The organism is Pseudoduganella chitinolytica, from assembly GCF_029028125.1.
Lineage (GTDB): Bacteria > Pseudomonadota > Gammaproteobacteria > Burkholderiales > Burkholderiaceae_D > Rugamonas > Rugamonas chitinolytica.
In genome coordinates this window covers 687,760-710,371 of record NZ_CP119083.1, presented here as the reverse complement: position 1 = coordinate 710,371, position 22,612 = coordinate 687,760, and the positions used below count along the sequence as shown (strand labels likewise).

General features: G+C 67.6%; 17 protein-coding genes and 7 tRNA genes. 9 read left to right on the top strand and 15 right to left on the bottom strand.

The window, feature by feature from the left end:
• The first annotated feature begins 59 nt into the window (after positions 1-59).
• The 9 genes from PX653_RS03220 to dbpA all read left to right on the top strand — a co-directional run bounded on the left by PX653_RS03220 (position 60) and on the right by dbpA (position 11,892).
• Complete coding sequence (locus tag PX653_RS03220) at positions 60-1,298, top strand: exonuclease SbcCD subunit D C-terminal domain-containing protein (protein WP_277416493.1); 1,239 nt, start codon at positions 60-62, stop codon at positions 1,296-1,298.
• Positions 1,299-5,084, top strand: a complete 3,786-nt coding sequence (locus PX653_RS03215) for an AAA family ATPase (protein WP_277416492.1) — start codon at positions 1,299-1,301, stop codon at positions 5,082-5,084.
• A gap of 160 nt (positions 5,085-5,244) precedes the next feature.
• The gene (locus tag PX653_RS03210) at positions 5,245-5,454 is read left to right on the top strand and encodes a hypothetical protein (protein WP_277416491.1); all 210 of its coding nucleotides are present in this window, start codon (positions 5,245-5,247) and stop codon (positions 5,452-5,454) included.
• Positions 5,455-5,521: 67 nt separating this feature from the next.
• Complete coding sequence (locus PX653_RS03205; RefSeq protein ID WP_277416490.1) at positions 5,522-6,445, top strand: hypothetical protein; 924 nt, start codon at positions 5,522-5,524, stop codon at positions 6,443-6,445.
• 403 nt (positions 6,446-6,848) lie between these two features.
• A complete protein-coding gene (locus PX653_RS03200) occupies positions 6,849-8,006 on the top strand; it encodes a methyltransferase (RefSeq protein WP_277416489.1) in 1,158 nt (385 codons plus the stop codon).
• 58 nt (positions 8,007-8,064) lie between these two features.
• Positions 8,065-8,141, top strand: a tRNA-Met gene (locus PX653_RS03195).
• Positions 8,142-8,368: 227 nt separating this feature from the next.
• The gene (locus PX653_RS03190) at positions 8,369-10,036 is read left to right on the top strand and encodes an acid phosphatase (protein ID WP_277416488.1); all 1,668 of its coding nucleotides are present in this window, start codon (positions 8,369-8,371) and stop codon (positions 10,034-10,036) included.
• 118 nt (positions 10,037-10,154) lie between these two features.
• Positions 10,155-10,388, top strand: a complete 234-nt coding sequence (locus PX653_RS03185) for a hypothetical protein (protein WP_277416487.1) — start codon at positions 10,155-10,157, stop codon at positions 10,386-10,388.
• A 91-nt stretch (positions 10,389-10,479) separates the two neighbouring features.
• On the top strand, positions 10,480-11,892 hold the full coding sequence (gene dbpA / locus PX653_RS03180; protein ID WP_277416486.1) for an ATP-dependent RNA helicase DbpA: 1,413 nt from the start codon (positions 10,480-10,482) through the stop codon (positions 11,890-11,892).
• A gap of 102 nt (positions 11,893-11,994) precedes the next feature.
• On the opposite strand, the gene PX653_RS03175 is transcribed toward dbpA, so the two are convergent.
• The 15 genes from PX653_RS03175 to PX653_RS03105 all read right to left on the bottom strand — a co-directional run bounded on the left by PX653_RS03175 (position 11,995) and on the right by PX653_RS03105 (position 22,571).
• Positions 11,995-13,578 carry an amidase gene (locus tag PX653_RS03175; protein WP_277416485.1) on the bottom strand — a complete coding sequence of 528 codons (1,584 nt, stop codon included), beginning with the start codon at positions 13,576-13,578 and terminating at the stop codon, positions 11,995-11,997.
• A gap of 121 nt (positions 13,579-13,699) precedes the next feature.
• Complete coding sequence (locus tag PX653_RS03170; RefSeq protein WP_277416484.1) at positions 13,700-14,275, bottom strand: elongation factor P; 576 nt, start codon at positions 14,273-14,275, stop codon at positions 13,700-13,702.
• Positions 14,276-14,345: 70 nt separating this feature from the next.
• A complete protein-coding gene (gene earP, locus PX653_RS03165) occupies positions 14,346-15,506 on the bottom strand; it encodes an elongation factor P maturation arginine rhamnosyltransferase EarP (RefSeq protein ID WP_277416483.1) in 1,161 nt (386 codons plus the stop codon).
• A 67-nt stretch (positions 15,507-15,573) separates the two neighbouring features.
• A tRNA-Glu gene (locus PX653_RS03160) sits at positions 15,574-15,649 on the bottom strand.
• Positions 15,650-15,690: 41 nt separating this feature from the next.
• Positions 15,691-15,766: transfer RNA gene (locus PX653_RS03155), tRNA-Glu, on the bottom strand.
• Positions 15,767-15,912: 146 nt separating this feature from the next.
• Complete coding sequence (locus tag PX653_RS03150) at positions 15,913-16,260, bottom strand: cytochrome C oxidase subunit IV family protein (protein WP_277416482.1); 348 nt, start codon at positions 16,258-16,260, stop codon at positions 15,913-15,915.
• A gap of 13 nt (positions 16,261-16,273) precedes the next feature.
• On the bottom strand, positions 16,274-17,005 hold the full coding sequence (locus PX653_RS03145) for a heme-copper oxidase subunit III family protein (RefSeq protein WP_371876409.1): 732 nt from the start codon (positions 17,003-17,005) through the stop codon (positions 16,274-16,276).
• 2 nt (positions 17,006-17,007) lie between these two features.
• Positions 17,008-17,733, bottom strand: coding sequence for a cytochrome c oxidase subunit 3 (locus tag PX653_RS03140; RefSeq protein ID WP_277416481.1), 726 nt, complete (start codon positions 17,731-17,733; stop codon positions 17,008-17,010).
• A complete protein-coding gene (locus PX653_RS03135) occupies positions 17,730-19,484 on the bottom strand; it encodes a cytochrome c oxidase subunit I (RefSeq protein WP_277418503.1) in 1,755 nt (584 codons plus the stop codon). Before PX653_RS03135 ends, PX653_RS03140 begins: the two co-directional genes overlap by 4 nt.
• 371 nt (positions 19,485-19,855) lie before the next feature.
• Positions 19,856-20,950, bottom strand: a complete 1,095-nt coding sequence (locus PX653_RS03130) for a cytochrome c oxidase subunit II (RefSeq protein WP_277418502.1) — start codon at positions 20,948-20,950, stop codon at positions 19,856-19,858.
• Between the two features lie 75 nt (positions 20,951-21,025).
• Positions 21,026-21,520 carry a hypothetical protein gene (locus tag PX653_RS03125; RefSeq protein ID WP_307730965.1) on the bottom strand — a complete coding sequence of 165 codons (495 nt, stop codon included), beginning with the start codon at positions 21,518-21,520 and terminating at the stop codon, positions 21,026-21,028.
• Between the two features lie 308 nt (positions 21,521-21,828).
• Positions 21,829-21,904, bottom strand: a tRNA-Glu gene (locus PX653_RS03120).
• Between the two features lie 175 nt (positions 21,905-22,079).
• Positions 22,080-22,155, bottom strand: a tRNA-Glu gene (locus PX653_RS03115).
• A gap of 228 nt (positions 22,156-22,383) precedes the next feature.
• Positions 22,384-22,459 (bottom strand) — tRNA-Glu (locus PX653_RS03110).
• A 36-nt stretch (positions 22,460-22,495) separates the two neighbouring features.
• Positions 22,496-22,571, bottom strand: a tRNA-Ala gene (locus tag PX653_RS03105).
• Positions 22,572-22,612 lie beyond the last annotated feature (41 nt).

Below are 22,612 nucleotides of genomic sequence, written 5' to 3'. Positions count from 1 at the left end.
CGCCGATACGCTACTATTGCGCTTCCCGACCATTTCCCGCACCGCTTAGCCGTACACTCATGCGCCTGCTGCACACCTCGGACTGGCACCTCGGCCAGTCGCTCCACAACTTCGACCGCCACTATGAACACCAGTGCTTCCTGGACTGGCTGCTCGAGACGATCGAGGCAGAACAGGCCGATGCGCTCTTGATCGCGGGCGACGTGTTCGACAACGCCAACCCGTCGGCCGCCTCGCAGCGCCAGCTGTACCGCTTCCTGCAGCAGGCCCGCGCGCGCGCGCCCGGCCTGGACATCGTCGTCACGGCCGGCAACCACGATTCGCCCGGCCGCATCGAGGCACCGGGGCCCCTGCTGGAAGCGCACGGGACCCAGGTGATCGGCCACGTGCAGCGCGATGGCGACGGCACGATCGATATCGGCCGCATGGTCGTGCCGCTGACGAACCGCGCCGGCGCCGTGGCGGCATGGTGCCTGGCGGTGCCGTTCCTGCGCCCGGCCGACGTGCCGCGCGCGGGGCAGGAAGGCGCGGAGGCGGTGGACGGCTACCTGGCCGGCATCGCCGAGCTGTACGCGCAGGCACAGGCCCACGCGCTGGCGCTGCGCCAGCCGGGCCAGGCCATCGTCGCGATGGGCCATTGCCACATGGTGGACGGGCAGATGTCGGCCGACTCGGAGCGCCGCATCGTCATCGGCGGCACCGAGATGCTGCCGGCCGGGATGTTCGGGGCCGACGTCGCCTACGCCGCGCTGGGCCACCTGCATTTGGCGCAGCAGATCGGCCGGCATGGCCACATCCGCTACAGCGGCAGCCCGATCCCGCTGTCGTTCTCGGAAGTGCACTACCAGCACCAGGTGCTGCGCATCGACCTCGATGGCGGCGCGCTGCAGGACGTGGTGCCGATCCCCGTGCCGCGCGCCGTGCACCTGCTGCGGGTGCCGTCCCGCCCCGCCCCGCTGGCGCAGGTGCTGGACGAACTGGAAGCGCTGGACTTCCCGCCCGCGCCGGCCTACGCGCAGCCGTTCGTCGAAGTGCGCGTGCTGCTCGATGCGCCCGAACCGGGCCTGCGTTCGCGCATCGAGGCGGCGCTCGAAGGCAAACACGTGCGCCTGGCGAAGATCGACACGGCCAGCGCCGCGCGCGGCCCTTCGCTGGTGGACGCCGCCGTCTCGCTGGACCAGCTGGCGCAGCTGCAGCCGGACGAGGTGTTCGCGCGGCTGTACCGCCAGAAGTACGGCAACGAGGCGCCGCCCGACCAGGTGGCCGCGTTTGCCGAACTGCTGCTGGCGGGAGTGTAGATGAAGATCCTGCGCATTGGCGGCAAGAACCTGGCTTCGCTGGCCGACGAATTCTCGGTGGATTTCGGCGGCGAGCCGCTGGCGTCAAGCGGGCTGTTCGCCATCAGCGGCCCCACCGGCGCCGGCAAGAGCACGTTGCTGGACGCACTGTGCCTGGCCTTGTACGACCGCACGCCGCGCCTGGTGCACGCGCGCGGCAAGACGCCGGACGTGGGCGAGCCGATCTCCTCGGACGACCCGCGCACGCTGCTGCGGCGCGGCACGCCGGAGGGTTACGCGGAAGTGGATTTCGTCGGCAACGACGGCAACGCCTACCGGGCGCGCTGGAGCGTGCGCCGCGCCCGCACGCGCGCGGCCGGCGCGCTGCAGCCGACCGCGATGACGCTGCACACGCTGCCGCAATTGCAGCCGCTGGGCGCCACCAAGACGGAGGTGAAGCAGGAGATCGAACTGCGCATCGGGCTGAACTTCGAGCAGTTCACCCGCGCCGTGCTGCTGGCGCAGAACGAGTTCGCCACGTTCCTGAAATCGCAGGACGACGAGCGCGGCGTGCTGCTGGAGACGCTGACCGGCAGCACGATCTACAGCGACATCTCGCGGCGTGCGCACGAGCGCCAGAAGCAGGAGCTGCACAAGCTGCAGCAGTTGCGCGACCGCCTGGCCGACCAGCAGCCGCTGTCTGGCGAGCAGCGCGCCGAAACGCAGCGGCTGGCGCAGGAGGCCGATGCGGCACTGGCCGCGCTCGACATGCGCCGCGGCGCGCTGGAGGCGGACCTGCGCTGGCACGAGCAGGCCGTGCGGCTGGCGCAAGGCATCGACGAAGCGCGTGCCGTACTGGCGCAACGCGGCGCCGACGTGGCCGCCGCGGCCCCGCGCCATGCCGCCCTGGCGCGCTACGATGCCGTGCAGGAGGCCAGGCCGCTGCACGACGAGATCGTGCGGCTGGCGACGGAAGCCGCGCAGGCCCGGGCCGGCACCACCCGCTGCGAGCAGGAAGCGGAACAGGCCCGCCTGGCGCAGGAAGCGGCGGCAACCGCCGCACAACAACTGCAGGCTGTGCTGGCCGAGGCCGAAAGCGCGCAGGCCGCCGCGGCCCCGCAGCTGGACCAGGCCAAGGCGCTGGATGCGCGGATCGAGGCCATGCAACCGGCCCATGCGCAAGCCCGGGCCGCGCGCGATGCCGCCGTTGCCGTCGTCACGCAGGCCGCGGCCGCGCTGAGCGACAAGCGCAACGACCGCCGCAAGCTGCAGGAAGCGCAGCAGTTCGGCCACAACTGGCTGGCCGAGCACCGCCATTGGGCCGCGCTGGGCCAGCAATGGACGCGCTGGGACGCGCTGTTCGCCCAGGCCGGCCGCGCGCTGGGGCAGGCCGATGCCTTCCGCGCCAAGCTGGAACAGGCGCGCGCCGGCATGACGCAGCAGCGCGATGCCGAGACGGCCGCGCGCGACCAGCTGGAAGCGGCTGCGCAGCGGGCCCAGGCCCTGCTGGCGCAACGCGACGCGGCCATGCAGTCACTGGCGGCCTTCGACGCCGAAGCGCAGCGGCAGCGTCGCGTCGCCATCGAGCGGCGTCGCACCGCGCTCGCGGCCGGCGACAAGGCGTGGCTGGACCTGGCGGCAAGGACGGCCCGCGCGGCCGCGCTGGATGGGCAAGGCGCGCAATTGCGTGCCACCCTGGCGCAGGCGCAAGAGCGGCTGGCGCAGGCGCAGCAGGACCATGCGGCGCGCAAGGCGGCCCTGGCGCAGGCCGAGCGCGCGCTGGCACTGGCCGAAGCGGCCTGCGGCGACAGCGTCGAGGCGCTGCGCGAGACGCTGGAGGATGGCGTGCCCTGCCCTGTCTGCGGCGCAGAAGACCATCCCTATCATGGCAACGACAAGTTGCATGCGCTGCTGGCCCAGTTGCGGCAGGACGTTGCGCAAGGGCGCGCCGCGTTGGACCTGCTGATCGAGCACGGCGCCACCCAGCGCGCGCTGGTCAACGGCAGCACCGCGCAGCTGGCGCAGGTGGACAGCGAGCGGGCCGCGCTGGCGGACGCCCTGGCCACGGCGCAGCAGCGCTGGCATGCGGCGCAGGAAGCCATCGCGGCGGCCGGCGACGACGCAGCACCGGCCGATGGCGTCGAAGCGTGGTTTGCCGCACGGCTGGCCGATGCGGCGGCCGGCCTGCAGGCGCTGGAGCAGGACGAGGCGGCGCTGCGGCGCGCGGCCGCCGCGCGCGATACCGTGCAACGCGCCTATGACGAAGCGATGGCGGCGCAAGGCAAATGGCAGGCCGCCGCCGCCAATGCGGCGACGGCGCTGGCGCAGGCGGCGGCCCAGCTGGAAGGGCTGCAGTCGCAGTACCTGGACGCGCAAGCCCGGCTCGATGCGCTGCTGGAGGAGCTGGAACCGGCCTTCGACGGCATCGAGCAGGATGGCGACTGGAAAGAAGCATGGCGCGCCCACCCGGACCACTTCCACGCGCTGCGCCAGGCCGAGGGCCGCCAGTGGCTGACGCAGCACGCGGCCATCGACGAGCGCGCCGTCGCCCTGGCCGCGCTGGAGGTCGAACTGAACGCGCTGCACGAGGCGCACGGCAAGGCCGCGTCGGACGAGCAAGCGGCCCGCGCCACCTTTGCCGCGGCCGACGAGGCGCTGCAGCAGGCCCGCACCCAGCGCCTGGCGCTGTGGAACGGCACGCCGGTGGGCGAGGTGGAGGCGCGCCTGCGCGCGGCCTGCGAGGCGGCGCGCACGCGCCTGCAGGCGCAGCAGGATGCGGCGCAACAAGCGGCGCAGCAGCGCACCCGCTGCGACGAGGCGCTGGCGCACGGTCGCCGCCGCATCGTCGAACTGGAAGAAGCCAGTGCCGTCGCGACGGCGCGCCTGGCCGCCTGGCTGGAGCAATTCCAGCAGGCGCGCACGGAACCCGACCTGTTTGCGCCCGCGCCGGATGTCGGCATCGGTTCGCTGGACGAGCTGCGCGAGCTGCTGGCCCATCCGCTCGACGCCCTGCGCGCCGAGCGGCAGTCCCTGCAAGCGCTGGAACACGCGGCCGCGCAGGCCCGCACCGTGCTGCACGAGCGCGAAGCGCAGTGCGCCAGGCACCGCGAGTCAGCGCCGGGCGACGCCACGCAGACCATGGAAACGCTGCGCGAGCTGCTGCAGGCCCTGGCCACCGAGCGCCATGCGGCGCACGAGCAGGCGACGGGTTACCGCCTGGCGCTGGCGCACGACGACGAGCGCCGCCGCCGCGCCAGCGACGTGCTGGCCGATATCGAACGGCAGGAAGCCACCGAACGCAAGTGGGCGCGCCTGAGCGAATTGATCGGCTCGGCCGACGGCAAGAAGTTCCGCAACTACGCCCAGCAGTTCACGCTGGACGTGCTGCTGGGCTACGCCAACGCCCACCTGGGCCAGTTGGCGCCGCGCTATCAGCTGCAACGCATCGACAACCCCACCCAGCCGTCGCTGGGCCTCCTGGTGCGCGACCTGCACATGGGCGACGACATGCGCTCCGTGCACTCGCTGTCGGGCGGCGAGTCGTTCCTCGTGTCGCTGGCACTGGCGCTGGGCCTGGCCTCGCTGTCGTCCAACCGGGTACGGGTGGAATCGCTGTTCATCGACGAGGGCTTCGGCAGCCTGGACGCGGAAACGCTGCGGGTGGCGATGGACGCGCTGGACAACCTGCAATCGATGGGCCGCAAGGTTGGCGTCATCTCGCACGTGCAGGAGATGACGGAGCGGATCGCCACGCGCATCTCGGTGCTGCCGGGCGCGGGCGGGCGCAGCGTGGTGAGCGTGCACTGAATCGGAGGCTGTCCCCAATTTCCGCAATTTTCGCTAAATTGGGGACAGCCTCCGATTTCGCCACCTGCACCTGCAGGTTCGCGGTGACAGGTGCCTGGCACCGGGGTTGGTCCGCTGCTGATAAAATCACGCTTTCCCCGCTGTTTTATTGAAGAGCACCATGCTGAAAGCTCCCCGTACCCTGACGTTCAAGTGCGCTAAATGCGCCAAGGCAGTTACTGTTTCCCTGCAAAAAGTTTCCGCATGCTCCCACATCACGCCGTACTCGGGCGTCTGCTCGTGCGGCGAAGTGAAATTGCACGCCATCGGCCAGCCGGAAGCCGTGCAGGCTTACCTGGCGTCCAACGGCTTGTGGACGCATCACCACTGATCGCCTCAAGTTATCGGCGCCGCTGCCGATAGTTCCAGGTGACGCTCCATCTGACTAAAGGCCCATCATGACTTCGATCTCGCCGTTCGGTCCCCGCCCTTACACGACGACCACAACCCCGACGGCCGCCGGCCAGCCGGGCACCCGCACGGACAAGAGCACGGCCCCGGTGCGCGCCGAGCCGGGATCGAACGTGGCCCTGTCGAACGATGCGCTCGACCTGCAGGACCGTGTGGCGGGCCTGGGCAATGCCACCGTCGACCTGGCGCAGAACCTGCTCGGCAATTTCGCCCAGCGCCTGTTCGGCGACGCGATGAAAGGGGCCACCATCGATTTCGACTCCGTCAGCCTGGATTCGCAATCGACGCTGGCGGCCGGCACGCTGCATGCGGAAAACGCGCATGGCGTCACGGACAAGGCCGCGTTCAGCCTGACCGACAGCGCACACTTCCTCGGCAAGGGCACGATCACGCTGGCGGACGGGCAGAAGTTCGATTTCGAGGTCGAGGTCCGGTACGAGTCGGCGTTGTCGGTCGGGGCGGAAAGCTCGCGCCGGCGCGACGTAGCGGACAAGAATCCGGCGATGCCGCTGCCGGCCGTGGAATTCCCCGACATCGACTGGCCGGGCAGCCTGAACGACATCTTCAAGCTGATGGACAAGCAGATGTCGGCCAACATCAAGGCCGCCGACGGCTCGGGCGACGCGCTGGGCACGCTGTTCGCCCGGCTGACAAAGCTCGTCAACAGCGCCCAGGCGCTGGACACGTACGGCCCGCCGTCGACCGCCCAGGTGAAGCAGGCCACCAATGCCTACACGACCGAGCAGGCCAGCGCGCCGGCACCGGTCAAGGCAGGGCCGGCACCGGACCAGACGCCGGTACAAGCCCCGGCGCCCGACCCCGTAGTCGACACGCAGACGCTGCCCACGCGCAGCGGCGGCGACATCCCGCTGACGATTTCCACCACGCCGCCGGCGGACGACGCGGCCTGACGGCCGCGCGTCCGGCTCACGCCCCAAGCGGTGCCAACGCCACGCTATACTGACCCGGGCGACCGGCCCGGGTCGCGCCTGCGCAGTCGGCGGGAGTCAGGAGCAGCAGCGCAAACAGGACTGCTGCCAGGATACGGTGGATAGTGGTTTTGCTGTATTTCATAGGGGCTTTCGGCACGCTGCGGTCCCCGGCTGGAAACATTCCAGCCAGTTGCACCTCCCCGGTATAGCGTGCGCGAGCGACCATGACGCGCGAGGCGCCGCCTTCCGGGCAAAAGGCCCTCTGGCGCCGGGAGAATCCCGTTGGCGCCAGCCGGTATAATGCGCGCCACGAACAGCCGGGCGCAGCGTGCCGCCCCCTCTTTCGCTGCCCAGCCCACCACCCACGATTACCGAAAGCACCATGCAAGCACCCGATACCACGCCCCGCCTCCACTGGACCGAACAGGGCGAGCCGCGCAGCGCACGCTGGCACTCGGAGGCCGGCATGCCGCCGCCAAAGAAAGTCATCGTCGCGGACGACACGACCAATGCCGACACGGCCTACCGCCTGGCCTGCGAAGGCACGGCGCTGCTGTGGCGCGGCGACTTCCACAACGCGCGCCAGCTGCTGCAGGCGCTGGCGCGCCGCGCCGACCACAAGCACGGCAAGGGCAAGAAGAAGGCGCCCAAGGTAGCGGCCACGCCGAGCGAGGCGTTCCACCTGCACCGCCAGGCCCAGTCGCAACGGGCCCGCACGCTGGCCATGCTGCTCATTCCCATCGACGCGGGCTACACGATCCCGCTGCGCCGCGCGCCGGACGTGCGGCTGGCCTGCAACGAAGCCTATGGCCGGGGCGACGACGCGTTCATCATCTCGCTGCGCGAGCTGCAAGGCCTGATCGGCGCACACGAGTGGCGCAAGGCTGGTGTCGAGATTCCCGCGCTGGACGCACGCATCCACCCGCACTACGGCGTGTTCTCGCCGGTGCGCGGCGAATACGTGCAACTGGTGGCGGAGGCGCCGCTGCCGCGCGGCGCGCAGGCGCTGGCGTTCGACATCGGCGCCGGCACGGGCGTGCTGTCGGCGGTGCTGGCGCGGCGCGGCGTGCGCCGCGTCATCGCGACCGACATGGACCGCCGCGCGCTGTCCTGCGCGCGCGACAACATCGTCCGCCTGGAGTTGGACGAACAAGTGGAGCTGCTGGAAGCGGACCTGTTCCCGCCCGGGCGCGCGCCGCTCGTCGTGTGCAACCCGCCGTGGGTACCGGCGCGTCCCGGCTCGTCGATCGAAAGCGCCATCTACGATCCGGACAGCCGCATGCTGAAAGGCTTCCTGGCAGGCCTGAAGGACCACCTGGCCGAGGGCGGCGAGGGCTGGCTGATCCTGTCCGACCTGGCCGAGCACCTGGGCCTGCGCCCGCGCGCGCAACTGCTGGAATGGATCGAACAGGCCGGCCTGCAGGTGCTGGGTCGCCAGGACGTGCGCCCGGTCCACCCGCGCGCCACCGATGCGACCGATCCGCTGCACGCGGCCCGCTCCGCCGAGGTGACGTCGCTGTGGCGCCTGGGCGCAGCGTGACGCTGCGAAGTCAGTCCTTGCATTAATAAAGTACCCGGTATATAATTCTTGCCTCAGACGCGGGGTGGAGCAGTCTGGCAGCTCGTCGGGCTCATAACCCGAAGGTCACAGGTTCAAATCCTGTCCCCGCAACCAGATTCGAAAAGCCGCTGATTCTTCGGAATCAGCGGCTTTTTTCATTTCGTCTCGCCCGTCCACACCTTACGGCCGGCCCGTGTCCCACCGCGGGGTCAGTCACCAAAATGGGACACGTAGTCAGCATTGGAAGCCTGCCCGGCACCTTGGCCCGGCCCGGCGGCGGTGCTACACTCGGCGCGTTTTACCCACACTTTTGCATCGACCGAGCCACCGAGGAGCCGCGCGTGACGGACCATAACGATTCCCCTGCCAATCCATCGCGCCGCCGCCTGTTCGGCGCGGCCACCGCCGCCGGCGTCGTCGGCGCCCTGCCGGCCATGACAGCGCCGGCGCAGGCACAGGCGCAGGCGCAGGCGCAGGCGCAGGCCAAGACTATCGCAAAGGGTTCGCTGGACGCCAAGCTGAAGGCGCACGTGAAGAACGTGGTCGTCATCTACCTGGAGAACCGCAGCTTCAACAACCTGTTCGCCAATTTCCCCGGCCTGGCCGCGCCCTTGGCGGACGTGCCGGTCGAACGCTGCCGCCAGCGCGACGTCGACGGCAGCATCCTGGCCGAACTGCCGAAGGTCTGGGGTGGCGCCGTGCCGGTGCCGCAGGATATCGCCGGCGTGCGCTACGAGCTGAAGGAAGACGACGTCAAAGGCCTGCCGAACGCCCCGTTCGCGCTGAAGGACGCCGCGGGCAAGCCGCTGCCGGAAGCCGTCATCACACGCGACCTGCAGCACCGCTTCTACCAGAACCAGATGCAGATCAACGGCGGCAAGAACGACGGCTTCGCCGCCTGGACCGACGCGGGCGGCCTCGTCATGGGCTACTACGGCGAGACGGACAAGAACCTGGGCCTGTGGCAGGTGGCACGCGAATTCTCGCTGTGCGACAACTTCTTCATGGCGGCCTTCGGCGGCTCCTACCTGAACCACCAGTTCCTGGTCTCGGGCCGCACGCCGGAGTACTTCAACGCCGCGCAGACGAAGGCGAAGAAGAAGATCGCCGCCACCGCCGACGGCATCCAGGGCACGCGCCTGGCGCTGGCGCCGGACTCGCCGACGTCCGCGCTGCTGGGTCGCGCCAAGTTCGTCAACGACGGCGCCATCACGCCGGACGGCTACGTGGTCAACACGATGTCGCCGCCCTACCAGCCCAGCTACGTGCGCCCGGCGCCGGGCGGCGACCCGCTGCTGGCCGATCCGGACGACGCCAACACGCTGCCGCCGCAGACCTACGACACGATCGGCGACCTGCTGTCGCGCAAGGGCGTGTCGTGGGCCTGGTACGGCGGCGCATGGCAGGCCGCGCTGGATGCGAAAGGCGGCGGCGCCAAGCCGAACTTCCAGGCGCACCACCAGCCGTTCAACTACTTCGCCAACTACGCGCCGGGCACGGCGGCACGCGCGCGCCACCTGCGCGACGGTGGCCTGGGCGACAGCCCGATTTCCAATCGCTTCCTGGCCGACGTGGTGGCAGGCAAGCTGCCCGCCGTCAGCTTCTACAAGCCGCAGGGGAACCTGAACCTGCATGCCGGTTACTCGGACATCGAGTCGGGCGACCAGCACATCGTCAACGTGCTGCAGCACCTGCGCCATTCGCCCCAATGGCAGGACATGGTGGTGGTCGTCACCTTCGACGAGAACGGCGGCTGGTGGGACCACGTGGCGCCGCCGCAGGGCGACCGCTGGGGTCCGGGCTCGCGCGTGCCGGCGATCGTCGTGTCGCCGTTCGCGAAGAAAGGCGCGGTCGACCATAGCTTCTACGACACCACGTCGATCCTGCGCTTCATCACCCGCCTGCACGGCCTGCCGCTGCTGGACGGCCTGGCCGAACGCAACCGCGCGTTTGCCGCGCGCGGCGCGCAGCCGCCGGGCGACCTGACCGGGGCACTGGCCTTCCGTTGATCCGCTGTCATGGCGGCCGGCCTTTGTGTTACACTGCGGGCCGCCTTACATTGAGAGCCCGACTGTCACAGCCGGGCTTTTGTTTTTCGGGGCGCTTCATCCGCCCCCATTTCGGACCATGAGAGACAAAAAAGACAATGCGACCTTCGACCTGCCCGGCTTCGGCCCGGCCGAGCCGATGGAGCCGGAGCCGAAACGGCCGCCGGCGCCGCGGGTACGCCGCGCCGCGCTGAAGCAGGAACAGATGGAACTGCTGGAACCCACCGACGCGACCGGACTGCCCGTCTGGCACCGCGACGACAACCTCGACCTGACGGGCCTGCCCGTCTGGGGCATGCGCGACGGCGCCTGAGCCCTGCCTTGAGCCGGCCCTGCGTGGCGGCTGCCACCTGCCGGACCGTTTTGCTAGACTACCCATTCACTCCCACCCTGCCCCCGCCGCCATGACCGCCACCGCCTTCGCCACCTTGCCCCTGACCGACTCCTTCCTCGCGAACCTCGATTCGCTGGGCTACAAGACCATGACGCCGATCCAGGCCCAGAGCCTGCCCGCCGTGCTGGAAGGGCGCGACCTGATCGCCCAGGCCAAGACGGGCAGCGGCAAGACCGCGGCGTTCGGCATCGGCCTGCTGCACAAGCTCAACCCGGCGTGGTTCGCCACCCAGGCGCTGGTGCTGTGCCCCACCCGCGAGCTGGCCGACCAGGTGGCGAACGAATTGCGCCGGCTGGCGCGCAGCGTCGGCAATGTCAAGGTGCTGGTGCTGACGGGCGGCGCGCCGATGCGCCCGCAGATCGCTTCGCTGGAGCATGGCGCCCACGTCGTCGTCGGCACGCCCGGCCGCATCCGCGACCACATCGGCCGCAAGACGATCGACCTGTCCACCGTGCAGACGCTCGTGCTGGACGAGGCGGACCGCATGACGGACATGGGCTTCTACGACGAGATCGCGGGCATCGTCAGCGCCTGCCCGAAGCGGCGCCAGACCTTGCTGTTCTCGGCCACGTATCCGGACGATATCCGCGTCGCGACCGAAGCCTTCCTGGCCGACCCGGTCGAGGTGACGGTGGAGGCCCAGCACGACAGCAGCAAGATCGTGCAGCGCTTCTACGAGATCGGCTTCGACGAGCGCGACGCCGCCGTCGGCAAGCTGCTCAAACACTACAAGCCCGCGTCGGCCATCGTGTTCTGCAACACCAAGGTGCACTGCCGCGAGCTGGTGGACGAACTGCGCGCGCAGGGCTTCTCGGCGCTGGCGCTGTACGGCGAACTGGAACAGCGCGAGCGCGACGAGATCCTGGTGCTGTTCGCCAACCGCAGCTGCTCGATCCTGATCGCCACCGACGTGGCCGCGCGCGGCCTGGACATCCAGAACCTGGAAGCGGTGATCAACGCGGACGTCTCGAAGGACACGGAAGTGCACATCCACCGCATCGGCCGCACCGGCCGCGGCGACGAGCGCGGCCTGTCGCTGACGCTGTGCGCACCCAACGAGAAGAAATGGGTCAAGCTGATCGAGGAGTACCAGGGCGCGCCCGTCGAATGGCACTCGCTCAAGGATCTGGACGACGACGAGTATGCGCAGGGCGACGCGGCGCCGATGATGACGCTGTGCATCCTGGGCGGCAAGAAGGACAAGCTGCGTCCCGGCGACGTGCTGGGCGCGCTGACGGGCGACGCCGGGCTGGTAAAGGAGCAGGTCGGCAAGATCAACGTGACCGAATTCCAGACCTACGTCGCCATCGACCGGCGCGTGGCCTACGACGCGTTCGCCAAGCTGAACGCGGCCAGCCGCCAGGGCGGCGACTTCGGCAGCTTCAAGGGACGCAACTTCAAGATGCGGTTTATCGAGGTGTAAGCTTGGGGTCTGTCCCTGCGGGACTGACCCCGAAGTCTGGTAGCGTTTCGACGGCTCGGCAGAACTTCAGGGTCAGTCCCCGCAGGGGACAGACCCTGGCCCTCATACTGCCTGGACCGAGGCCGCAAACGTCGGTGCCCGCCGCAGCAACGTGGCCTGCTCGTACGCATATGCCATGCCGATCAGCGCCGCATCGCTCCAGGCGCCGCCGACGAACGACAGCCCCACCGGCAAGCCATGCACGTGTCCTGCCGGTACCGTCACGTGCGGGTAGCCCGCCACGGCGGCCGGCGACGAGAAGCTGCCGCCGTAATGGTCGCCGTTGACGAAGTCCGTCAGCCATGCCGGCCCGCCCGTCGGCGCCACCAGCGCGTCCAGGCGGTACTCGCGCAGCACCTTGTCGATGCCCTCCTCGCGCGCATAGCGGCGGCAGGTCGCCAGCGCTTCCAGATATTCCTTGCTGTCCAGACCACCCTTGGTCGCGGCGCCTTCCAGGTGCTCCTGGCCGAAGTGGCGCAGCTCACGCTCGGCGTGGCGCCGGTTGAACGCGATCACGTCCGCGATCGTCGCCACCGGCGCGCCCGGCGCATAGCGGCGCAGGTAATCCGCCAGGCCGGGCTTGAACTCATGCAGCAGCACCTGGACCTCGGCATTGCCGTACTTGTCCGTGTTCGGCACCTGCACGTCCACCAGTTCCGCGCCCTGCGCCTTCAGCACGGCCAGCGCCTGCTCGATGCGGACATCGACATCGTCGTTCAGGCCGAAGAAGTTGCGGGCGATGCCGAGGCGCTTGCCGCGCAGGGCGTCGCGCCGCAGCGCCTGCGCATGGTCGGTGGCCTTGCCAGCGCCATCGCGCGTCGTTACATCGTCGGGGTCGGTGCCGGCCAGGACGTTCAGCAGCAGCGCGGCATCCGTCACGGTGCGCGTCATCGGCCCGGCCGTGTCCTGCGAGGCCGCGATGGGGATGATGCCGCTGCGGCTGACGAGGCCCAACGTGGGCTTGATGCCGACCAGGCCGCAGATCGATGCGGGCGAGACGATCGAACCGTCCGTCTCCGTGCCGACCGCCAGCGTGGCCAGGCCGGCAGCGATGGCGGCAGCCGAGCCGGAACTGGAGCCGCTGCAGTTGCGGTCCAATGCATAGGGATTGCGCGTCAGCCCGCCGCGCGCGCTCCAGCCGCTGACAGACTGCGTCGAGCGCATATTGGCCCATTCGCTGAGGTTGGTCTTGCCAAGGATGACGGCGCCGGCCGCGCGCAGGCGACGTGTCACGAAGGCGTCGTGCGCCGCGTGGCTGCCGTCCAGCGCCAGCGAGCCGGCAGACGTACTCATGCGGTCGGCCGTGGCGATATTGTCCTTCAGCAGGACCGGAATGCCGTGCAGCGGGCCGCGCAACTTGCCGGCCCGCCGTTCGCGGTCCAGTTCGCGGGCCATGCGCAGCGCTTCGGGATTGAGTTCGATGATGGCGTTGATGCGGGGACCGGCCTTGTCGATGCGGGCGATGCGGGCCAGGTATTGCGAGGCCAGCGCATGCGCGGTGAGCTTGTTGGCGGCCATCTGCGCCTGCTGCTGCGTCACCCCCGCCTCCAGGATGCTGGCCGGCGCAGTCCGCGCCAGCGCCTTGCCGCCGATGGCGAACGTGCCGCCCGCCGCCAGGCCCATCTTCACGAAATTCCTGCGCTCCATCCTGCCTCCGTTATCGATCACGGTGCAAGAATAGCAGCGTTGACAGTTGCGTTGCGCAAAAAAAAACGCTGCCGAAGCAGCGTTTTCCTCACTCTTACAGAGCAGCGATCGGTTTCTGCGATTAATTGCGGATGACGCGCTTGTATTCGTTGGTACGGGTGTCGATTTCGATCATGTCGTCCTGCGACACGAACAGCGGCACCTGCACGGTGTGGCGCTTCGATTCGATCGCGTTCTCGATCTTGGCTTCCTTCAGCACGTTGCCGGACGTGTTGCCCTTGACGGCTGGCTCCGAGTAAACGATCTGGCGCACGATGGTGGTCGGCAGTTCGACCGAGATTGCCTTGCCATCATAGAAGACGGCTTCGCATTCCATGCCGTCCTTCAGGTAGTTCAGCGCATCGCCCAGGTTTTCTTCTTCGATTTCGTACTGGTTGTATTCCTGGTCCATGAATACGTACAGCGGATCGGCGAAGTACGAGTAGGTCACCGGCTTCTTGTCCAGCACGACCACGTCGAACTTGTCGTCGCCACGGAACACGTTTTCCAGCGGCGCGTTCGTCAGAAGATTCTTCATCTTCCACTTGTAGGTGAAGCCCGTGCGGCTCGAACCGTTGACGTCGGAACGCAGCACGATGAATGGCTTGGCGTCAACCATGATGATGTTGCCAACACGAATTTCTTTTGCGGGTTTCATAAGAGAGAGTGTCTACACTAAAAAATGGGTTGCAGTAACCGCTCATCATACCATGTTCTGCCAGCGCCGCCTACCGCAGCGACCGCGCAAATCCCAGCAGGTTCGTCGCCAGGTCGCCGATTTCCAACATGCGTTTTTCCCAATCTGCGCCACGCGCCAGCAACGCATTTCGATCGGCTTGCAAGGCCGTCCATAATTCGGCCCAGCTCAGCCGTTCCATATTATCTTCGCCCGGCGCGCCATTCCATCGCAGCGAGAATCCCGCCAGGCTGGCGATGTCCGGGCAATAACGATCCAGGAATGCGCGCAGCTTCTTATGGTGCAGATTCTCGTCCTGCGGATAAATGTGCCAGACAAATGGACGCCTGGCCCATTGGGCCCGCACGAACGAGTCCTCGCCACGCACGATATTGACGTCGCATGCCCACAGCAGCCGGTCGTAATCCGGTTGTGGCACGAACGGCAATACCCGCACGGTCAGCGCGCCACGCGTCGCCACCGCGCCGGCGTTGGGCGGACCGCCGAGAAACGCCTCGACGGTGTCAGTGGCGACCCCTTCGGGCACCAGGCACGTGACCGGCATGGGTGCTGCCTGCCAACTGTCCAGCAAGGCCGCCACGGGCGCATGCCGGTAGCAGAACAACGATACCTTCAGCGCCGCCTGCTCGGCCGGCGTCACGCCGAGCCCCGTCAGGAACGCGGGCGCGGCCGCCGGATCGGCCTGGAAGCGGTCCCGCTCTGCCAGCAGGCCCCGCTCGCGCAGCAGGCCGCCCGTTCTCGGCGTGAAGCCGGGAAAGTAGAAATGCTTGGTCAGCGGCAGGCGCGGATGCATCGAAGGCAAGGCATGGCAGCCCTCGACCCACTCCTCCGCCGTCAGGCCTTCCAGGTTCAGCCAGACCGGCTTCGGCTCGCGTTGCGCCATCGCCTCCACGTAGCGGGGCGGGATATCCACGGCAAAGAACTCGATGACGATATCGGCCACGTCCGCCGGTGCGAACGCACCATCCTGGCCGCCCCAGTGGCGCACCAGCACGCCCTCGACGTGCTGCACGGCAGCGGCCACGTCGACACCCGGGCAGATGCGCCGGAAGCTGGACAGGTCGTCCACCCACAGCGTGACCTGCACGCCGTGTTCGCGCTCGAGCTGGCGCGCCAGGCGCCAGCAGATGCCGATGTCGCCATAGTTGTCGACGACTTTGCAGAAGATGGCAAGCGTGGTGGGCGTTGGCATGGGCGAGTTCAAGATAGGGAAAACAAAAAAGCCGCGCTGGAGACCAGGCGGCTTGCTTGACAATCTGTGGCGTCCCCACGGGGATTCGAACCCCGGTACTCACCGTGAAAGGGTGATGTCCTAGGCCTCTAGACGATGGGGACCCGGACTCTTCTACATCTGACTTGCCGCGCCTTGCGCGACCTGGCGTCCCCACGGGGATTCGAACCCCGGTACTCACCGTGAAAGGGTGATGTCCTAGGCCTCTAGACGATGGGGACGTCGTAAAAGCGTGCGCGAATTATAGCACCGTGGATGTTGGCGTTACAAGGGCGAAACGTATGCCGCCCTGCAATAGCAATTGCATAAAGCAGCCTGAAGGTCCCGTGGCCGCGGCACGTCGAGGCCGCTGTCGCGGCGCGTGCGATCAGCGGAAATACAGCGTGCGCGCGGCGAACACGTAATCGGACTCCAGCACCATCATCCCGGCCAGCACCAGCAGCGCCAGCGGCGGCACGATCACCACGCAGATCAGCGCCAGCCGCTCCCAGCGCAAATGCATGAACACGGCAACGATCAACGCCGCCTTGGCCATCATCAGGCCCAGGATCAGGGCCCAGCGCAGCAGGCCTTGCAGCTGGAACAGGTCCACCATGTACGACAAAGCACTGAGCAGGAACAGCAGTCCCCAAACCTTGAAGTACAGGCCGAGCGGATGCTGCGTGTGTTGTGCCGCAACATCCCCCGTGGCGGCATCGATCGAAGGTGTCTGCATGGCGGCCCCGTTGTCACCACAGATAGAACAGCGCGAAAATGAAGACCCACACGAGGTCGACGAAGTGCCAGTACAGCCCGGTGATCTCGACGATATCGTAGTTGCCCGCCCCGTCGGCGCCCACGCCTTCGTAACGCCCGGCCAACACGCGCCGGGCGACCACCAGCAGGTAGATGACGCCCGCCGACACGTGCAGGCCATGGAAGCCCGTGATCATGAAAAAGCATGCGCCGAACTGGGCCGCACCCATCGGATTGCTCCACGGGCGCACGCCCTCCTCGATCAGCTTGCTCCACTCGAACGCCTGCATGGAAACGAACATCGCGCCGAACGCGGCGGTCGTAAACATCAGCAACGCGCACTTGCGCCGCTCGCGGCGGTAGGCATAATTGACAGCCATCGCCATCGTGCCGCTGCTGGTGATCAGCACGAACGTCATGATGGCGATCAGGATCAGCGGCAACGTCGTGCCGGCAATCGTCAGTGCAAAGACTTCGCTGGGATTGGGCCATGGCGTCGTCGCCGAGATCCGCACCGACATGTACCCGGTCAGGAAGGTGCCGAAGATGAAGGTATCGCTGAGCAAAAAGATCCACATCATTGCCTTGCCCCAGGGCACCCGGAACATTGCGCGGTCGCCGCCCATGTCGGCGGCCATGCCCGGCCATCCGGCGGTCGCGCCGGCATCCGCGGACAATGCTGCCGGGAGCTCGCCGTGGCCGGGGGGTTGCGTTCCGGGCGTCATGATCACCTCGCACCGGGAACGCCGATGCCGACGCTGGCGCACACCGCCTGCACCAGTTCCGGCGTCACGGCAAACAGCAAACCGAACAAGGCCAGCCAGACGGCCAGCAGCAGGTGCCAGTACTGGGCACACAGCGCCAGCCCCGCCTGGCTGCGCGCCGCGCCGTGCCGCCGCAGGCGCATCGTGACCGCCCCGGCCGCGCACATGCCGCCCACGACATGCAGCGCGTGCACGCCGGTCAGCATGTAGAAGAACCCCGCGCCCGGCGACGAGGCGGCCACGTACTGCTGCGCCGCCAACGCATGCCAGCCACCCAGCTGACTGGCCAGGAAACCAAGGGCCGACAGCCAGGCCAGCGCGCACCAGCGCAGCACATCCGGAGCCTGGGGCGCCGTGCCGGACTGGCCTGCCGCGACACTCCCGGCACCAGACCCTGCCGACCGCGCCGCCAGATGCCACGCGATGCTGCCTGTCCCCAGCAGCCCGGTGGACAACCACAACTGCCACGGCACCGAGGGGGCCGGACGCCAGTCGCCGTAACCGATCCGCATCAGGTACGCGACACTGAACAACAGGAACAGCGAGCAGACGACACCCATGAAGGTCCACAAGCCGATCTGCGCCGCGCTGTACGGCGCGGCCCCGCCTCCATTCCAGCCGGGTGCGCCGGGCTGGAGCCGCCCGGATTGCGCGCCGGATGCCAGCCCGGCCAGGCCCGCGCGCCTCATGCCGCACCTCCGCCGTCCGGCGCCAGCTTCGGCGCGGTGCCCGGCGGCGCGGCGGCGGCACGCGGCGGCTCATCCGGTTCGTCCGGCTCATCGGGTCCGATGTGCTGCGGCAGGTAGTCGCCCTCCGGCCCCGTGCGGCCATAGGCGTAGGGCCCGCGATAGACCACCGGCAGTTGCGCGCCCCAGTTGCCGTGCGCCGGCGGCGTGTCCGGCGTCTGCCATTCGAGGCTGACGGCGCGCCACGGATTGCCCCCGGCGACGCGCCCGCGCACTGCACTCCAGCCCAGGTTGAACAGGAACAGCAGCTGCACGACGCCGACGACCAGCGCGGCCACCGTGATGAACGCGTTCAGCTGCTGGGCCGACTCGGGGATGAACGCATAACTGTCGTAGCTGTAGTAGCGCCGCGGCATGCCCAGCAGGCCCAGATAATGCATCGGGAAGAAGATCGCGTAGGAGCCCAGGAACGTGACCCAGAAATGCAGCCGGGCCAGGCCTTCGTGGTACATCCGGCCCGTCACCTTCGGATACCAGTGGTACAGGCCGCCGAACACGGCCAGGACAGGCGACACCCCCATCACCATGTGGAAGTGCGCCACGACGAAATACGTGTTCGACAAGGGAATATCGACGCTGACATTGCCCAGGAACAGCCCCGTCAGGCCGCCGATCAGGAAGGTGCTGATGAAGCCCAGCGCGAACAGCATCGGTACCGTCATGTGGATGTCGCCGCGCCACAGCGTCAGCGTCCAGTTGTACACCTTCAGCGCTGTCGGCACGGCAATCACCAGGGTGGTCACCGCAAAGAAGAAGCCGAACAGCGGATGCATGCCGCTGACGTACATGTGGTGCGCCCACACGACAAAGCTCAGCCCGCCGATGATGACGATGGCCCACACCATCATCCGGTAGCCGAAGATCGCCTTGCGCGCGTGCACGCTGATCAGGTCGGAGATGATGCCGAAGGCGGGCAGCGCCACGATATACACCTCCGGGTGGCCGAAAAACCAGAACAGGTGCTGGAACAGCAGCGGGCTGCCGCCGCTGTAGCCGGTCGGCTGTCCCATCGAGACCAGTGCCGGCATGAAGAAGCTCGTGCCCAGCACGCGGTCCAGCAGCATCATCACGCCGCTGACGAACAGCGCCGGAAACGCCAGCAGCGCCAGGATGGTGGCGACAAAGATGCCCCACACCGTCAGCGGCATGCGCATCAAGGTCATGCCGCGCGTGCGCGCCTGCAGCACCGTCGTCACGTAGTTCAGGCCGCCCATCGTCGCGGCCACGATGAACACCAGCAGCGAGACCAGCATGACGACGATGCCCGCCTCGACCCCTGGCGTGCCGGGCAGGATCGCCTGCGGCGGGTACAGCGTCCAGCCCGCGCCGGTCGGACCGCCCGTCACGAAGAAGCTCGCCACGAGAATCAATACCGAGAGCAGGTAGAACCAGAAGCTCAGCATGTTCAGGAACGGGAACACCATGTCGCGCGCGCCCACCATGAGGGGGATCAGGTAGTTGCCGAAGCCGCCCAGGAAGATCGCCGTGAGGAGGTACACCACCATGATCATCCCGTGCATCGTGATGTACTGGTAATAGCTGGCCGGATCGATGAACTCGAACTTGCCCGGGAAGCCCAGCTGCAGCCGCATCAGGTCGGACAGCACGATGCCGATCACCCCGACCACCAGCGCCGTCAGCGTGTACTGCACGGCGATCACCTTGTGATCCTGGCTCCAGACATACTTCGCCATGAAGCTGTGCGGTGCATGGCCGTAGCCGTGCTGTGCGCCCGCCCCGCCATGATCCCCGCCGCCGTGCGCCAGCGTGGCGCCTGCCCCGGCCTGGCTCGCTTCGTCGTTGTCGCTTCCCGGATCCATGTCTTCTCCATGCCAATAGGCTGAACTGCGCTGTAATGGAACCATCCTGAACGGACATGACTCACGGCGGTGCAATGCCGGCTGATGCAATGCCGGCGGATGCAATGCCGGCTGATGCAATGCCGGCGGATGCAATGCCGGCAGTGCAGTACCCGCAGTGCAGTACCGCCGGGTGCAGTACCGGCACGCGCGCCCGCCATCGCACCAGGCAGGCTACGCCGTCGCCGCGCTTGCCCCCCAGCCGCTCACCGCAAGGACTTGATATAGTCCACCAGCGCTGTCAGCTCCGCTTCGCTCACCTGGCCCGGCGGCATCACGGGCGGGTAGCCCTTGACGATATGGGCCTGCGGCACCTGGATCGACTGGCGCAGGTAGGCTTCGTCGGCCGCCGCGCGCGTGCCGTCCGCGAACGCACGCTCGGCGCCGAACACCCCTTTCCAGCTGGGCCCGACACCATTGCTGCCATCCACGCTGTGGCAGGCGACGCAGCCTTTTCCCTGTGCCACCAGCCGCCCCTGCTTGCCGGCCTCGGCCGGACCGCCGATGCCGCCGACACCCCGCCCGCCAAAGGTTGGCTGCCGCGCGAGCCACGCCGCATACACTGCCGGCTCGTCGACGACCACGTGGCTGCGCATGTTCGAGTGGCCCACGCCGCACAGCTGCGCGCACAGCACCTCGTAGCGGCCGACACGCTCGGGCGTGAACCAGAAATGCGTGACCATGCCCGGCACCATGTTCATGCGGGTACGGAACTGCGGTACATAGAAGTCGTGCAGCACATCCTGCGCGCGCAACTGCGCCAGCGCCGGGCGCCCGACGGGCAGGTGCAGTTCCTGGCCATCCACCAGCACATCGTCCTGGCCGTTCGGGTCCTGCGGATTCATGCCGAACGGGTTGGTGGCCTGGATGAAGCGTACCGCCGTCGTACCCAGTTTGCCGTCCCGGCCCGGCAGCCGGTAGTGCCACTGCCACTGCTGCCCCATCACTTCGAACACCATCGCATTCGCCGGCGGATCGATCAGGCGGGCATACACCGTCAACCCGGGCGCCAGCAGGCCGGCGATCGCCACGGACGTCAGCCCGATCAGCCACCATTCGAGCTTGCGGTTGCCATGCGCGGCCGCCGCGCGGTGCCCTTCGCGGTGGCGATAGCGCACCACCACGTAGGCGACGAACAGGTGCAGCACGACAAACGCAATGCCGGTGATGGCAAACGTCAGCATCAACGCGTCGTCCATCGCGTGCCAGTTCGACGCGATGGGCGTCAGCCACCACGGGCTGACGATATGGAAGACCAGCGCGCCCACGGCAATCAGCACCAGGGACACTGCCACTGCCACTGCGGTCGTCATGCGTTGCCTTCGTCGGTTGCTGGTCGGGGAACTGCGGTGCGGCGACGATGCGGAAGCCGGCACTCAGCCGGTCGGGCGCTCCAGCTGGCGATAGACGAACGCGGCCACCATGCCGAACACGACGTGACCGAGCAGCGTGGTCCAGCCGCGCAGCTCGATGAACCAGGCCAGTGCGCTCGCCACGACATAGAAGTTGAACAGGTAGAGCACGGCGCCGAACACGGCGCCCGTCGCCAGCACGAGGGCGATGCTGGAATCGAGGTGGAACGGCGCGATCAGCGCGCCCAGCACGAAGCCGAACACGATGCCGAGCACATAATGGATCACCAGCGCGGCGATCAGCACCGACAGGTTGTAGCCCTGCACCTGCAACACGGGATCGCCCAGCACCATGGCGGCGATCAGGCGCGGCGTGCGCCAGGGGTCGACGCCTGTCGCGGTGGCGAACAGCAGTTCAAGGAGCATCAGGATGCCGCCGGCACCGAAGCCGGCGATCGCTGCGACAGTCCAATCGGGTTCACGCGCGACCCACCGATGGGAGACCAGAAGCGGCTTCATTCGAAGTTCCATATTCGCCTCCTGCTAGGTATTGCTGTCGGATTGTGAGACCGCGCCGCGGTACTGCATGGCCCATGCGGACGCAGTCGAGCGCTGGAAGCACTCGACCGCTCTACGGGCACACGTGCCGGCGCCTGCATGCGATCTTGTTGGAGTATAGGTCGCAATCGGCCGGGCACAAGCAAGGAATTTTTTTCGGCGGCGGGAACTGGTTGAATGCGCAGCAGGATGTCCCGGACGGACAACAAAAAAGCCGCTCAATGGCGGCCTCGTCATCAACTGCTGCATGCCTGGCGCGTTGCGCGACCTGGCGTCCCCACGGGGATTCGAACCCCGGTACTCACCGTGAAAGGGTGATGTCCTAGGCCTCTAGACGATGGGGACCTTGGAACTTCCGTTGTACTGCATTGTCTACACTTGGTGGAGGTAAGCGGGATCGAACCGCTGACCTCTTGCATGCCATGCAAGCGCTCTCCCAGCTGAGCTATACCCCTCTGGTGCAAACAATTTACTGCCACTGCCACTGCTACTATCACTGCGACTACCACTGCCAATTACCTGGCGTCCCCACGGGGATTCGAACCCCGGTACTCACCGTGAAAGGGTGATGTCCTAGGCCTCTAGACGATGGGGACCATGGAACTACCGAACTACCTTCATCTGCACCCTGGTGGAGGTAAGCGGGATCGAACCGCTGACCTCTTGCATGCCATGCAAGCGCTCTCCCAGCTGAGCTATACCCCGCTGGCACAGACAAAATAAAAGCCGCTCTGCGCGACTTTTGTTACCACTTGCCGCCTGGCTAAGGCGACGAGTTACAACAAAACATCCACTGCTTACTTCACTACCACTGCCGATACTGCTGGCGTCCCCACGGGGATTCGAACCCCGGTACTCACCGTGAAAGGGTGATGTCCTAGGCCTCTAGACGATGGGGACCCGGAACAACTACTACCACTACATTCTTCGCCAAACTGGTGGAGGTAAGCGGGATCGAACCGCTGACCTCTTGCATGCCATGCAAGCGCTCTCCCAGCTGAGCTATACCCCCGTTTGCGAAGAGACAGAAGTATAGCAGCCGTTACGGAAAAC

What these genes read in the sequence shown, in the direction of transcription:
- PX653_RS03170 (WP_277416484.1), bottom strand. Translation starts at nt 14,275, where the DNA reads ATGAAACCCGCAAAAGAAATTCGTGTTGGCAACATCATCATGGTTGAC.
- PX653_RS03220 (WP_277416493.1), top strand. Translation starts at nt 60, where the DNA reads ATGCGCCTGCTGCACACCTCGGACTGGCACCTCGGCCAGTCGCTCCAC.
- dbpA (WP_277416486.1), top strand. Translation starts at nt 10,480, where the DNA reads ATGACCGCCACCGCCTTCGCCACCTTGCCCCTGACCGACTCCTTCCTC.
- PX653_RS03150 (WP_277416482.1), bottom strand. Translation starts at nt 16,260, where the DNA reads ATGCAGACACCTTCGATCGATGCCGCCACGGGGGATGTTGCGGCACAA.
- PX653_RS03215 (WP_277416492.1), top strand. Translation starts at nt 1,299, where the DNA reads ATGAAGATCCTGCGCATTGGCGGCAAGAACCTGGCTTCGCTGGCCGAC.
- PX653_RS03145 (WP_371876409.1), bottom strand. Translation starts at nt 17,005, where the DNA reads ATGACGCCCGGAACGCAACCCCCCGGCCACGGCGAGCTCCCGGCAGCA.
- PX653_RS03125 (WP_307730965.1), bottom strand. Translation starts at nt 21,520, where the DNA reads ATGAAGCCGCTTCTGGTCTCCCATCGGTGGGTCGCGCGTGAACCCGAT.
- earP (WP_277416483.1), bottom strand. Translation starts at nt 15,506, where the DNA reads ATGCCAACGCCCACCACGCTTGCCATCTTCTGCAAAGTCGTCGACAAC.
- PX653_RS03205 (WP_277416490.1), top strand. Translation starts at nt 5,522, where the DNA reads ATGACTTCGATCTCGCCGTTCGGTCCCCGCCCTTACACGACGACCACA.
- PX653_RS03185 (WP_277416487.1), top strand. Translation starts at nt 10,155, where the DNA reads ATGAGAGACAAAAAAGACAATGCGACCTTCGACCTGCCCGGCTTCGGC.
- PX653_RS03175 (WP_277416485.1), bottom strand. Translation starts at nt 13,578, where the DNA reads ATGGAGCGCAGGAATTTCGTGAAGATGGGCCTGGCGGCGGGCGGCACG.
- PX653_RS03200 (WP_277416489.1), top strand. Translation starts at nt 6,849, where the DNA reads ATGCAAGCACCCGATACCACGCCCCGCCTCCACTGGACCGAACAGGGC.
- PX653_RS03140 (WP_277416481.1), bottom strand. Translation starts at nt 17,733, where the DNA reads ATGAGGCGCGCGGGCCTGGCCGGGCTGGCATCCGGCGCGCAATCCGGG.
- PX653_RS03135 (WP_277418503.1), bottom strand. Translation starts at nt 19,484, where the DNA reads ATGGCGAAGTATGTCTGGAGCCAGGATCACAAGGTGATCGCCGTGCAG.
- PX653_RS03210 (WP_277416491.1), top strand. Translation starts at nt 5,245, where the DNA reads ATGCTGAAAGCTCCCCGTACCCTGACGTTCAAGTGCGCTAAATGCGCC.